This window comes from Chromobacterium sp. ASV23 (genome assembly GCF_016428945.1).
GTDB lineage: Bacteria > Pseudomonadota > Gammaproteobacteria > Burkholderiales > Chromobacteriaceae > Chromobacterium > Chromobacterium sinusclupearum.
In genome coordinates this window covers 1-12344 of sequence record NZ_JAELTR010000084.1, presented here as the reverse complement: position 1 = coordinate 12344, position 12344 = coordinate 1, and the positions used below count along the sequence as shown (strand labels likewise).

10 protein-coding genes and 1 pseudogene are annotated in these 12344 nt (G+C 64.1%); 8 read left to right on the top strand and 3 right to left on the bottom strand.

The genetic code is table 11. The annotated features are described in order from the left end of the window. The first annotated feature begins 332 nt into the window (after nt 1-332). The 7 genes from treP to JHD59_RS20505 all read left to right on the top strand — a co-directional run bounded on the left by treP (nt 333) and on the right by JHD59_RS20505 (nt 9363). The gene (gene treP, locus JHD59_RS20535) at nt 333-1787 is read left to right on the top strand and encodes a PTS system trehalose-specific EIIBC component (RefSeq protein ID WP_199155603.1); all 1455 of its coding nucleotides are present in this window, start codon (nt 333-335) and stop codon (nt 1785-1787) included. Further along, nucleotides 1780-3429 (top strand): alpha,alpha-phosphotrehalase, encoded by a 1650-nt coding sequence (treC, locus tag JHD59_RS20530; RefSeq protein WP_199155598.1) that lies wholly within the window; start codon nt 1780-1782, stop codon nt 3427-3429. Before treP ends, treC begins: the two co-directional genes overlap by 8 nt. Before the next feature lie 96 nt (nt 3430-3525). Beyond that, nucleotides 3526-4782 (top strand): carbohydrate porin, encoded by a 1257-nt coding sequence (locus JHD59_RS20525; protein WP_199155597.1) that lies wholly within the window; start codon nt 3526-3528, stop codon nt 4780-4782. A gap of 104 nt (nt 4783-4886) precedes the next feature. Continuing rightward, a complete protein-coding gene (locus JHD59_RS20520) occupies nt 4887-5345 on the top strand; it encodes a hypothetical protein (protein ID WP_199155596.1) in 459 nt (152 codons plus the stop codon). A 266-nt stretch (nt 5346-5611) separates the two neighbouring features. Further along, complete coding sequence (locus JHD59_RS20515) at nt 5612-7009, top strand: amino acid permease (protein ID WP_199155594.1); 1398 nt, start codon at nt 5612-5614, stop codon at nt 7007-7009. Between the two features lie 191 nt (nt 7010-7200). Next, nucleotides 7201-8322: a DJ-1/PfpI family protein gene (locus JHD59_RS20510; protein ID WP_199155593.1), complete on the top strand. Its 1122-nt coding sequence runs from the start codon at nt 7201-7203 to the stop codon at nt 8320-8322. 39 nt (nt 8323-8361) lie between these two features. Continuing rightward, nucleotides 8362-9363 (top strand): GlxA family transcriptional regulator, encoded by a 1002-nt coding sequence (locus JHD59_RS20505; RefSeq protein ID WP_199155592.1) that lies wholly within the window; start codon nt 8362-8364, stop codon nt 9361-9363. Between the two features lie 429 nt (nt 9364-9792). Here JHD59_RS20505 and JHD59_RS20500 read toward each other — a convergent pair whose 3' ends face one another. The 3 genes from JHD59_RS20500 to JHD59_RS20490 all read right to left on the bottom strand — a co-directional run bounded on the left by JHD59_RS20500 (nt 9793) and on the right by JHD59_RS20490 (nt 12170). Next, nucleotides 9793-11253 carry a DegQ family serine endoprotease gene (locus JHD59_RS20500; RefSeq protein ID WP_199155605.1) on the bottom strand — a complete coding sequence of 487 codons (1461 nt, stop codon included), beginning with the start codon at nt 11251-11253 and terminating at the stop codon, nt 9793-9795. Nucleotides 11254-11376: 123 nt separating this feature from the next. Next, nucleotides 11377-12009 carry an endonuclease III gene (gene nth, locus JHD59_RS20495; protein WP_199155591.1) on the bottom strand — a complete coding sequence of 211 codons (633 nt, stop codon included), beginning with the start codon at nt 12007-12009 and terminating at the stop codon, nt 11377-11379. Beyond that, complete coding sequence (locus JHD59_RS20490; protein ID WP_199155590.1) at nt 12006-12170, bottom strand: hypothetical protein; 165 nt, start codon at nt 12168-12170, stop codon at nt 12006-12008. The genes nth and JHD59_RS20490 overlap by 4 nt, the downstream gene beginning before the upstream one ends. Here JHD59_RS20490 and JHD59_RS20485 point away from each other — a divergent pair. Beyond that, nucleotides 12163-12344, top strand: a pseudogene (locus JHD59_RS20485) (P-type conjugative transfer protein TrbL); the annotation flags it as partial. The gene JHD59_RS20490 and the pseudogene JHD59_RS20485 sit on opposite strands and share 8 nt — an antisense overlap.

Sequence of the window (12344 nt, the reverse complement as noted above, 5' to 3'; positions counted from 1 at the left end):
CCCCCCCCCCCCCCCCCCCCCCCCCCCCCCCCCCCCCCCCCCCCCCCCCCCCCCCCCCCCCCCCCCCCCCCCCCCCCCCCCCCCCCCCCCCCCCCCCCCCCCCTTTTCCGAGTCTCGTGGGCTCGGAGATGTGTATAAGAGACAGCCTTTGTTGCGTAATGGCGGCATCCCGTTTGATATTCCGCAAACTCGTACATACGAGTGTTGACCAACTTGTATGTACGAGTTAACGTGCATCCAGTTGTTATGAGGACAATCAACACCATAGGGCGGATTTGCGGCATCGTTGCCGGGTGCGCGTCCGCCGTAGCAACCAGGGACAGGGAGGGATGATGAGTCACAACTATCAAGCGATTGCCGCGCAGATACTGCAAAACATCGGCGGCGCGGCCAATATCCGGCAGGCCGCGCACTGCCTTACCCGGCTGCGCATTTCATTGCGCGACGATACGCTGGTGCAGGGGGAGGCGTTGCGCCAGGTGGGTCTGGTCAAAGGGCATTTCAGCAATGCCGGGGTGTTCCAGATTGTGATCGGCTCCGGCGATGTGGATCGCGTCTATGCGGAGCTGGTGAAGCAGGGCGGCGTGGCGCGCGCCACCATCGCCGACGTCAAGGCCAGCGGCGACGCCAAGCAGAACCGGCTGCAGCAGCTGGTCAAGGTGTTCTCGGACGTGTTCATGCCGATATTGCCGGCCATCGTCATTGCCGGCCTACTGATGGGCGCCAATAACCTGCTGGGCGCCAAGGGCATGTTCATCGAGGGCAGGAGCCTGCTCGATGCCTACCCTGGGCTGGATGGCTTGTGGGGGCTGATCAATATGATGGCCAACACCTCTTTTGTCTTCCTGCCGGCGCTGGTGGGCTGGTCGGCGGCCAAGCGCTTTGGCGGCAGCGAGATCCTCGGCATCGTGCTCGGACTCTTGCTGGTGCACCCGGATCTGCTCAATGCCTGGAATTACGGCAAGGCGGCGGCGGGGCTGGACGGCGCGGCGGTGCCGTATTTTGACCTGTTTGGCCTGCGCATCGAGAAAGTGGGCTATCAGGGCCAGATTCTGCCCATCCTGGCGGCGACGTGGGTGATGTGCCGCGTCGAGCTGTGGCTGCGGCCCCGGGTGCCCAATGCGATCCAGCTCTTGGCGGTGCCCATCGTCACCATCGTGGTCAGCGGCTTTTTGGCGCTGGCGGTGATCGGTCCCTTGGCGCGTCACCTCGGCATCGCCGTGACCGATGGCTTGGTCTACGTGTTCAACCTGGCGCCGTGGCTGGGCGCGGCATTGTTCGGCGCGCTGTACGCGCCGCTGGTGCTGACCGGCATGCACCACATGTTCATCGCGGTGGATCTGCAGCTGATTTCCAGCCAGGGCGGCACCTTCATCTGGCCGATGATCGCGCTGTCCAATATCGCCCAGGGCAGCGCCGCGCTGGCCATGTTCTGGCTGGCCAGGAGCGCCAACGACAAGAACATGGCGTCCACCTCGGCGATATCGGCCTTCTTCGGCATCACCGAGCCGGCGATGTTCGGCGTCAATCTGCGCTACAAGCTGCCGTTCTACGCGGCGCTGGCCGGCTCCGCCTGCGCGGCGGTGCTGATCAGCCTGGGCCATGTCAAGGCGTCGGCCATCGGCGTGGGCGGTTTGCCGGCCTTCATTTCCATCATTCCGCAGTACATCCCGCTGTTCTTGGCCGGCACGCTGGTTGCCTTAATTGTGCCGTTTGGCGTGACCTGGCTGCTGGCGCGGCGCCAGCGCGCTGTGGGCATGGCGCAGGAGGCCGCGCAAAATGGCTAAGGACATGAAGCGGGCGGTGGTTTACCAGATCTACCCCAAGAGTTTTTGCAGCCACCGCAACCAGGCCACGGGCGACCTCCTGGGCGTGGTGGACCGGCTGGACTATCTGGCCTGGCTGGGCGTCGATTATGTATGGCTGACGCCGTTTTACCGCTCGCCGCAAAACGACAACGGCTACGATGTCAGCGACTACTACAGCATCGACCCGGCCTACGGCAGCATGGAAGACTTCGAGCTGCTGTTGGCGGAGGCCAAGCGCCGCGGCATCGGCGTGATGCTGGACATCGTGGTCAACCACACCTCCACTGAACATGCCTGGTTCCAAGAGGCGCTGAAGGGCAGGGACAATCCCTACCGCGACTTCTACATCTGGCGCGACGCGCCGAACAACTGGCAGTCCAAGTTTGGCGGCAGCGCCTGGGAGAAAGACCCCGCCAGCGGCCAGTACTACCTGCATTTGTTCGACAAGACCCAGGCCGATCTGAACTGGGACAACCCGGCCGTGCGGCAGGCGGTGTTCGAGATGATGCGCTTCTGGCGCGACAAGGGCGTGGCTGGATTCCGCCTGGACGTGATCAACCTGATCTCAAAAGACCCGGCCTTTTCCGAGGACGATAGCGACGGCCGCCATTTCTACACCGACGGCCCGCGCGTGCATGAATACCTGCAACAGATGCACCGCGAAGTGTTTGCCGGGCATGACTTGCTGACGGTGGGCGAGATGTCGTCCACCTCGCTGGAGCACTGCATCGCCTACAGCCGGCCGGAGCGGGGCGAGCTGAGCATGACTTTCAACTTCCACCATTTGAAAGTCGATTATCCGGATGGGCAAAAATGGCGGCCGGGCCAGGTGGACTTCATCGCGCTCAAGCGCATTCTGTCCGCCTGGCAAACCGGCATGCACGCCGGCGGCGGCTGGAACGCGCTGTTCTGGTGCAATCATGACCAGCCGCGCGCCTTATCGCGCTTCGGCGACGATAGTCGCTATCGGACCGAGTCCGCCAAGATGCTGGCCACCGCGCTGCATGGCCTGCAGGGCACGCCCTATATCTATCAGGGCGAGGAGATCGGCATGGCGGACCCCGGTTTTGCCGATATCGGCCAGCTGCGCGACGTGGAAAGCCTCAACGCCTATCGACAGCTGCTGGAAGAGGGTTTGAGCGACGGCGAGGCGATGGCGGTGATATGCCAGCGCTCGCGCGACAACGCCCGCACGCCCATGCAATGGGACGACGGCCCGCACGCCGGCTTCGGCGCGGCCGAACCCTGGATAGCGGTGGCGCCGGATGCCGGCAGCGTCAACGTCGCCACCGCCATCGGCGACCCCAATTCCGCCGTGCATCACTACCGCCGGCTGATCCAGCTGCGCAAACAGTATCGCGTGTTCGCCGAGGGCGATTACCGCTGCCTGACGCCGGATCATCCCTCCCTGTGGGTTTACACCCGCCGTTGCGCTGACGAAATGCTGCTGGTGATCAGCCACTTCGGCGCCGACAACATCCATTACCTGCCGCCGCAGGGTGCGGTGCCGGAGGGATGGACGCTGCAGCTCTTGCTGTCCAACTATCCGCCGCAGGCCGCCGGCCAGCTCAGGCCCTGGCATTCGCTGCTGTACCGCGCGACGCCGCCGGCTTCCCCGTAACGCTTTCCTAAAGCCTTGCCCCGCCATGCCAGCCATCAGGCCGGCAGGGCGGCGCTTTGCCCGCGCGCGGGCCTTCATCCACACAAGGAGACGATAATGAGGACGAAAACGATCAATTGGTTATGGATCTTGCTGCCGCTGGCCTGGCATATCCAGGCGCGGGCCGACGACGCGCCGGCGCCGCAGATCAGCGCAGAGCAACTGAGCGGCGCGGTGAAGAAGGCGCTGGACGACATGGGTTTCCAGTTTGACGGTTATCTGCGCAGCGGCTTCTACGGCAGCGCTGGCGACAATCGGCCCAAGGGCCAATACCAGCTGGGCGGCGACTTGCAGCATTACCGCCTGGGCAACGAGGGCGATACCTATATCGAGTTCGGCGTCGGCAAGAAATGGACGCTGGGCAACGGCGTGAGCTGGGGCACCTACGTGATGCCCACCATCTACAACGGCAAGACCAGCGCGTCCCAGGTGTACGGCTACATCAGCGGGCTGGAATTCGCGCCCAACCTGACCTTGTGGGCCGGCCAGCGTTACCACCGCATCCAGGACATCCATATTTTGGACAACTGGCTGATGCAGGACGGCGACAACTACGGCGCAGGGGTGGATGGCATCGCCGTGGGCCAGGCCAGGCTCAACCTGTCCGTTTCCTCGTCCGGCAGCTACGCCAACGACAACGCCTCGCTCAACAACGCGCGCCGCGCCAACTTCCAACTGAGCGGCATAGCAACCAATCCCGGCGGCAAACTGACGCTGACCGGCGCGGCGATAGGCGGCGATTTCGCCATCGGCAAGCCCGGCGCGGCGCTGGGGCTGTTGCACAATCAGAAGGATTTTCTGGCTGCCGGCCTCAATAACTCGCTGTTTCTGCAAACCTCAACCGGCCATGCCTCGCTGTCTGGCCAGTTCTACAACCTGGACAATAATGGCGCGGCCCAGGCCGGCGCGCGGCAGAACCGCATCGCCGATGTGCTGGACTGGCAGCGCGGGCGCTTCGGCGGCCAGGCGGTGCTGGGCTGGCAGGCGGTGGCGCCGGACAATGCCGCCAAATACCGCGACGCCACGCTGGGCGGGCGCTTGTCCTACGGCGTGGCGGCCAACGTCAAGCTGCTGACCGAGATCGGCCTGAACAGCCGCGACACGGACAATCAGCCGCTGCAGCGGCTGAACAAGGCGACGCTGGCGGTGGCTTTTTCGCCGAATACCGACTTCTGGACCCGTCCCGAGCTGCGGGTGTACGCCAGCCATTTCACCTGGAACGACGCGGCGGCGCAGGCCAATCTGAGCGGCTTTGCCGTGGGCGGCCGCACCCACGCTACGACGGTGGGCGTGCAGATCGAAGCCTGGTGGTGAGTTTGTCGGCATCCTGAAGTTTTTGCAGTGCCGCGGCGAAAGTTGCGGCACTTTGCGTTTTTGCGGCAGTCTGAAGCCGATAGGGTTTCGTGTTGGGAGAGGGTATGAGGTGGCTTCTGCTTGGTGGCATGCTTGCCGCGTGTCTGTGCGCGGGCTTGGCTTCGGCTGATGGTGTGGCCGCGCCCGCGTCGGCCATGGCGAATGGCGTCCGCTTGGAGTGCCTGCCGTCCGGCGACGCGGTGGGCGGTTGGCGCGATTGGGTGGCGACCCGCTTGGCCTTGCGCGGACTGGAAGAGAACCCGCGGGGCCCGTGGCGTCTGTGTTTCACCGAAAGCCAGGACCAGCAATGGGTGACGCAGCCTACAGACTGGCGCTACGACGGCTATTGGCGCGATCCGCCTTATCGCCTGGAAACCTGGCCGGTGCTGAACCTGGCGGTGCGCTCGGCGGACGGCGCCGTGGTGTGGAGCGGGCGCGAACGCCTGGGAAGCGGAGACAGTTCGCGCGAGCGGCTGGAGGCGGCGGCGCGCCGTCTGCTGGACCGGATGTCGCTTCCTGAGTAATAAAAGTTTAATGAATGCTGAATGGCTGGATTCTAGCCATTGCTGTTTTCCCGTATTGTGGCGATAGGCCCCTGCTGTAGTATCGAAACCCTTCGTTGACATGGCCTGCGCATAGACAGGCCAGCGGCGGAGGGACAAATCAGATCACTTTACAGCCTAATCCGAGCATGAGGCGCCCGCCTGGACAGCGGGCGTCTCGTCGTTTCAGCGCGGCACGCTTTGCGTGCGCGCCGACCGGTGCCGGCCAAAATACGGGATAGTAGACAATGAGTTTGATGCGCAAGAAGAGCGTCCAGGGCATGCTGGCCACCGCTCAGACTTCGCGCGGGCTGCGAAAAGAGCTCTCCGCGTTTGACCTTACCATGTTGGGCATCGGCGCCATCATCGGCACCGGCATTTTCGTGCTGACCGGCACTGGCGCCACCATCGCCGGCCCCGGCCTGGTGCTGTCCTTCGTCATCAGCGCCTTTGCCTGCGGCTTTGCCGCGCTGTGCTATGCCGAATTCGCCTCCATGCTGCCGATTTCCGGCTCCACCTACACTTATGCCTACGCCACGCTGGGCGAGCTGATTGCCTGGATCATAGGCTGGGACCTGCTGCTGGAATACCTGCTGGCGTCCTCCGCCGTGTCGGTTGGCTGGTCCGGCTATTTCCAGAGCCTGCTGTCCGGTTTTGGCGTGACGCTGCCGCAGGCGCTGACCGCCGCAGCCGGCTCGGTGCCGGGCAAGGACACGCTGTTCAATCTGCCGGCCTTCTGTATCGCGATGCTGATCACCGCGCTGCTGGCTTTCGGCATCAAGGAATCCAAGCGGGTCAACAATGTGGTGGTGCTGATCAAGGTGGGCGTGGTGTTGCTGTTCATCGCCATCGGCGTATGGCATGTCAAGCCGGTCAACTGGCAGCCGGCGCTGCCGTTCGGTTTCTCCGGCGTGTTCCATGGCGCGGCCATCGTGTTCTTCAGCTTCATCGGCTTTGACGCCGTGACCTGCGCGGCCGAGGAAGTGAAGAACCCGGCCAAGGATATTCCGCGCGGCGTGATCTGGTCGCTGGCGGTGTGCTCGCTGCTGTACGTGGTGGTGGCCGCCATCATGACCGGCATCGTGCCTTATCTGCAGTTTGCCGGCGTGGACCACCCGGTATCGCTGGCGCTGCAGGTGGCCAAGCTTGACTGGTTCGCCGGTTTCGTCGATCTGGGCGCCATCCTGGGCATGATGACCGTGATCCTGGTGATGACCTACGGCCAGACGCGCATCCTGTTCGCCATGAGCCGCGACGGCCTGCTGCCCAAGATTTTCTCCGAAGTGAACCCGAAGTACGGCACGCCGTACAAGGCCACCTGGCTGATCGGCACCGTGATCGCGCTGATCGCCGGCCTGGTGCCGCTGCACACGCTGGCCGAGCTGGTGAACATCGGCACCCTGGCCGCCTTCACCCTGATCGCCCTGTCGGTCATCGTGCTGCGCAAACGCGAACCGGACCTGCCGCGCAAGTTCGTCTGCCCGGCCGTGCCGTTGATCCCAGGCTTGGCCATCCTGTTCTGCGGCTTCCTGATGACTCAGCTGTCGCTGCTGACCTGGGCCTGCTTCGCCGCCTGGCTGGCTATCGGCCTGGTGGTGTACTTCGGCTACTCGCGCCGCAATTCGCTGCTGCACAATCCAGCCTGAGTTCGCATCGAATCATGAATGGCAAAAGGCGAAACCTGCGGGTTTCGCCTTTTTTTTGCGGCGCATGGCAGAAAATGAAGGTTGATTGTCATTTACGCCAGCTTCGGCGCTTTGCAAAATGGCTCAGCTGTCCTCGCCGGACGGCGCGAATGGCCGCTCAGGCGAGTGGCCGTCATTGTGAGGAGCGAGTCATGCGTGGATGTCTGGGACGATTGATGGTGGCGATGATCTTGTTGTTGTCGTGTGCTACGGGCTGGGCTGCAGGAGCGCCGCCCTTGGCGTCGACAGCATCGGTGGCGGAAACTATCGCGCCTTATGCGCCGCGCTTTGGGCGAACTCGCCCCGTTGTGGCCGTGGTGGGGGTCAATGAAGGCACGGTGTTGCCGGATTATGCGGTGCCTTATGGGATATTGGCCCGCTCGGGATTGGCTGATGTGGTGGCGCTTGCCGTGTCGGCAGGGCCGATGAAGCTGCCCCCGTTGACGATTCGGCCAGACAGTACCCTGGCTCAGTTTGATGGCCGCTATCCGCAAGGCGCGGACTATGTGTTCGTGCCGGCGGTAGACATGGCCCAGCAGCGCAACCCGGCCCTGCTGGGCTGGCTGGCGGCGCAAGAGGGCAAGGGAGCCACTCTGATCGGCATTTGCAATGGTTCCATCGTGCTGGCCAATGCCGGCCTGCTGCATGGGCGGCGCGCAACTGGGCACTTCAGCACCGAAAAGGCGCGGCGGGAGCATTTTCCCGATACCGCGTGGGTGAAAAACACCCGCTACCAGGTGGATGGGCGCATCGTTACCAGCGCTGGCATCAGCGCGGCGCTGCCGGTATCGTTGGCCTTGGTGGAGGCGATAGGTGGGCGTGATGCCGCCGCGCGGCAGGCCGAAGAGCTTGGCGTGGCGGAATGGAGCGCCAGGCATAATAGTGATGTCTTTCATATCGGCGCCGGCGATTACGCGTCTGGAATTGCAGACATGTTGTTTCACCGAACCCGACAGGTGGGCATCCCGGTGGCGACGGGCGTGGACGAGGTCGCGCTGGCGCTGGTGGCGGAAGCATACTCCGTGACGCTGCGCAGCCAGGCATATGCGCTGGGACAATCCGCTTCAGCAGTGCGGACCCGAGGCGGCTTATGGCTGCTGCCAGATCGGGTAGCGGGGCAGGGCCAAGAGCCTGACCTGGTGTTGCCGCTGCCCGAGGGCGTATCGCCCGTGCAGGCGCTGGAGCAATCGCTGAATGATATCGTCGCGCGCTTTGGCAAGGATAGCGCGCGGTTTGTCGCGCTGGACATGGAGTATCCCTGGCAGGGGTTGTGATGCGCGGCCCGGCCGGGCTTGAGAACAAGAATGGATCCTATGGCATCTTCTCCGCGGCGAGTCCTGATTCTCGCCTACGACGGCATGAATCTGCTGGACTTGAGCGGGCCGATGCAGGCCCTGTTCACCGTCAATCGCCTGTGCGAGGAGCGGGGATTGCCGCCGCCGTACGCCATCGTCGTGGCATCGGTCGATGGCGGTATGGTGGCGAGCAGCGCTGGGCTGATGGTGAGCAGCCTGGCGCTGTCTGAATATAAGGATGCCGCGCTGGATACGCTGATTGTGTCGGGAGGCTGTCGCGGCGAGATATTCATACCGTGTCCGCGGCTGGCCGAGTGGATACGTCAGCATGCGCCGGACGCGCGCCGGGTGTGCTCGGTTTGCACCGGAGCCTTCTTGTTGGCTGAGGCGGGGGTTTTGGCCGGCCGCCGCGCCACCACGCATTGGGCCTGGGCGGAGCAATTGCAGCGGCGCTTCCCCGAAGTGCGAGTGGATGCGGCTCATCTGTTCATTCCGGACGGTAAAGTATGGACATCGGCTGGCGTGACCGCGGGCATTGATATGACGCTAGCGCTGATTGAGGAGGATTGTGGCCATCAGTTGGCGCTGCAGACGGCTAGGCAGCTGGTGATGTTCATCAAACGAGCCGGCGGGCAGTCGCAATTCAGCGTGCCGCTGGCGGCGCAATCCAAGGATGGCGGCAATTTTGCAGATCTGCATGCCTGGGTGGCTGCCCACTTGGACGAAGATCTCAGCGTGCAGCGCCTGGCGGCGCAAGCCGGCATGTCGCCGCGGACCTTCGCCAGGGTTTACGTCGCCAGAATGGGGCGCACCCCGGCCAAGATGGTGGAGGCAATGCGGCTGGAGGCGGCTTGCCGCATGCTGGAGGACGGCAAGCTGCCGTTGAAGTCGGTTGCGGCGCAGGCGGGGTGGCAGGAGGAGCAGAATCTGCGCCGGGTCTTCCTTCGTCTGCTGGGCATCACGCCCTCGCAATACCGGGAACGCTTCTCCGCCAAGACGGGTGCGCCCGAGGCGACTTGACTATCCGGCTTGCGCTGAGGCATTTCAAGCTATGGTCAGCCCGAGTTTTGCAAGCCCGGGACGGATAGTTGGGCACGCTGATATCTCCTCCCTGGCGGCCGGGGAACCTCGGCCATGAAAACGATTGTCCCCTCGGCGGCTTCAAAATCATGAAGAGCGTCAAAAGGGTGGAACCGTGGTTCCGCCGCTTGAAGCATTATTGAATGGCGGAGCCGGCGGTCAGCGATTGCGCCCGTTTGTCGGCCAGCGTCTCCGCGCTGGTTTTGAGTCCGGCGTGGGCTTGAGCCGTGTCCTGGGCCGCGTAATCTTTGAAGACATGCGGCGATCGTCCTTGACGGCGGGATGCTTTGTTCGGCACAGGAGGGGGCTGGAATGAAAAACGCCGCCCACTCAAAGAGTGGACGGCGTAGCGTGGCGATGGCTGCGCGATCAGTCTGTGCGCAGCGCGATGAACAGCATGGCGTCGCCGCGTTTGACCAGCAGCGCGGCGTGGCCGCCGGAGTTGGCCAGCGCTTTCTCGAACGCGGTGATGCTGGTGACGTCGTTCTGGTTCAGGCCCATGATGATGTCGCCGGGCTGCAGGCCGGAGCGGGCGGCCGGTCCTTGCGCCTTCTGGATCAGCAGGCCGCCGCGGATGCCCAGGTCGGCTCGCTGCTCAGCCGTCAGCTCGGACAGCGTCAGGCCCAACTTGCCGAACTGATAGCCTTGCGGCGTGTTGTCGTTGGCTGGCTTGGCATTGCCTTCCGTGTCCGGCGCCTGTTCCACCAAGGTGGCTTCCAGACTCTTCTCGAAGCCCTTGCGCCACACGACCAGCTTGATCTTGGTGCCGGGGCCGAGCGCGCCCACCAGCATCGGCAAGTCTTTGGAGCTGTCGATGACTTGGGTGTTCAGCTTCAGGATGATGTCGCCCGGCATCAGGCCGGCCTTGGCGGCCGGTCCCTTCGGATCCACTCGCACCACCAGCGCGCCGGATGGGCGCGGCAGGCCGAACGATTGCGCCAGCTCCTGCGTGACTTCCTGGATATTGATGCCCAGTTGGCCGCGGCTGACTTTGCCCTTGGTTTTCAGCTGGTCGGCCACTTGCATCGCCAGATCGATCGGGATGGCGAAGGAAATGCCCATGAAACCGCCGGATCGGCTGTAAATCTGCGAGTTGATGCCGACAACCTCGCCGCGCAGATTGAACAGCGGGCCGCCGGAGTTGCCGGGATTGATCGCCACATCGGTCTGGATGAACGGAACCAGCGTCTCGTCGGGCAGGCTGCGGCCCTTGGCGGAGACGATGCCGGCGGTGACGGTGTTGTCGAAGCCGAACGGCGCGCCGATGGCGGCTACCCATTCGCCCACCTTCAGGTCGGACGGGTTGCCTATCTTGGCCACGGGCAAGTCCGCCGCCGCCACTTTCAGCAAGGCCACGTCGCTGCGCTTGTCCAGGCCCACCAGCTTGGCGCGCAGCTCGCGCTTGTCGGTCAGGGTGACGCGAATCTGCCGGCCATCGGCCACCACGTGGGCATTGGTCAGGATATAGCCGTCGCTGCTGATGATGAAGCCGGAACCGTAGGACACGCTGTCTTCCTGCGGCTGCTCTTGCTGCGGGGAGGGCGGCATGAAGCGGCGGAAGAAGTCATACAGCGGGTCGTCTTCCGGAACCGGGAGCTGAGGATGGCTGCTTGGCTGCGTCGAGACGGAAGCGTCGCGCGCCGCCTGGATATTGACCACCGCCGGCCCGTCGCGGGTGACCAGCTGGGTGAAGTCGGGCAATAGCATGGCCACGCGGCCATCCTGCTGGGCGGGAATGGCAACGGGAGCGGGTTGGCTGCTGCCTTTTACAAACTGCTCGATCCTGTCGCAGCCGGACAGTAACGACGCCGCGAGCAGGGCGCCGGCCATGATGCGGAGACTGTTGGTCACGGGCGATCCTTTTGGGCTGATGCGGGAAGGTAAATGGGGGCGGCTACGCGTTTTTGCAATCCGCTTATTGTCATGGGCGCCCAGTTTCTCTCTCCATTTTTATCATAACGGTTTTGCTGGATATTCGCAGAGGTCCGCGATGACGCAGCGGTGACATTCCGGCTTGCGGGCCTTGCATATGTAGCGTCCATGCAGAATCAACCAATGATGCGCGTCCAGTTTGAATTCGGCCGGCACGAATTTGAGCAGTTTGTCTTCCACCTCGCGCACGTCCTTGCCCGGCGCGATGCGGGTGCGATTGGAAACGCGGAAAATATGGGTGTCCACCGCGATGGTGGGCTGGCCAAAAGCGGTGTTGAGCACCACATTGGCCGTCTTGCGGCCCACGCCGGGCAGCGCTTCCAGCGCTTCGCGCGTTTGCGGCACCTCGCCGCCATGCTTTTCCAGCAGGATACGGCAGGTGGCGATCACATTCTTGGCCTTGGTCTTGTAGAGGCCTATGGTCTTGATGAACTCGGCCAGGCCTTCTTCGCCCAGCGCCAGCATCGCGGCCGGGGTATTGGCCACCGGATACAGCCGGCGCGTGGCCTTGTTGACGCCAACGTCGGTTGCCTGCGCCGACAACAGCACCGAGATCAGCAACTCGAACGGCGTGTTGTATTCCAGCTCGGTGGTCGGGTGCGGGGTGGCCTCGCGCAGGCGTCGGAAGATTTCCAGGCGTTTGGCGGCGTTCACTCTTTATCCTTATCGGCTTCCTGTTGCGCCGCTTTCATCGCGGCGGCGCGTTCCATCGCGGCGCGGATCACCGCCATCTTATCGGAGGAGGCGGTGGCGGCCACCGGCGCCTGCTGCTTGGCGCGCTCCATCGCTTTGCGGATCAGCTCGTTCTTGTCCACGGGCGCGGCAGCCGGCGCGGCGGTCGCGGCCTGCGCCGCCGCTGGGGCGGGCGATGCCGGGACGGCGGCGGCCAGCCGCTCTGTCTCTTATACACATCTCCGAGCCCACGAGACTCAAAAGGGGGGGGGGGGGGGGGGGGGGGGGGGGGGGGGGGGGGGGGGGGGGGGGGGGGG

Coding starts and splice junctions, on each gene's coding strand:
- treP (WP_199155603.1), top strand. CDS start 333: ATGAGTCACAACTATCAAGCGATTGCCGCGCAGATACTGCAAAACATC.
- treC (WP_199155598.1), top strand. CDS start 1,780: ATGGCTAAGGACATGAAGCGGGCGGTGGTTTACCAGATCTACCCCAAG.
- JHD59_RS20525 (WP_199155597.1), top strand. CDS start 3,526: ATGAGGACGAAAACGATCAATTGGTTATGGATCTTGCTGCCGCTGGCC.
- JHD59_RS20520 (WP_199155596.1), top strand. CDS start 4,887: ATGAGGTGGCTTCTGCTTGGTGGCATGCTTGCCGCGTGTCTGTGCGCG.
- JHD59_RS20515 (WP_199155594.1), top strand. CDS start 5,612: ATGAGTTTGATGCGCAAGAAGAGCGTCCAGGGCATGCTGGCCACCGCT.
- JHD59_RS20510 (WP_199155593.1), top strand. CDS start 7,201: ATGCGTGGATGTCTGGGACGATTGATGGTGGCGATGATCTTGTTGTTG.
- JHD59_RS20505 (WP_199155592.1), top strand. CDS start 8,362: ATGGCATCTTCTCCGCGGCGAGTCCTGATTCTCGCCTACGACGGCATG.
- JHD59_RS20500 (WP_199155605.1), bottom strand. CDS start 11,253: ATGGCCGGCGCCCTGCTCGCGGCGTCGTTACTGTCCGGCTGCGACAGG.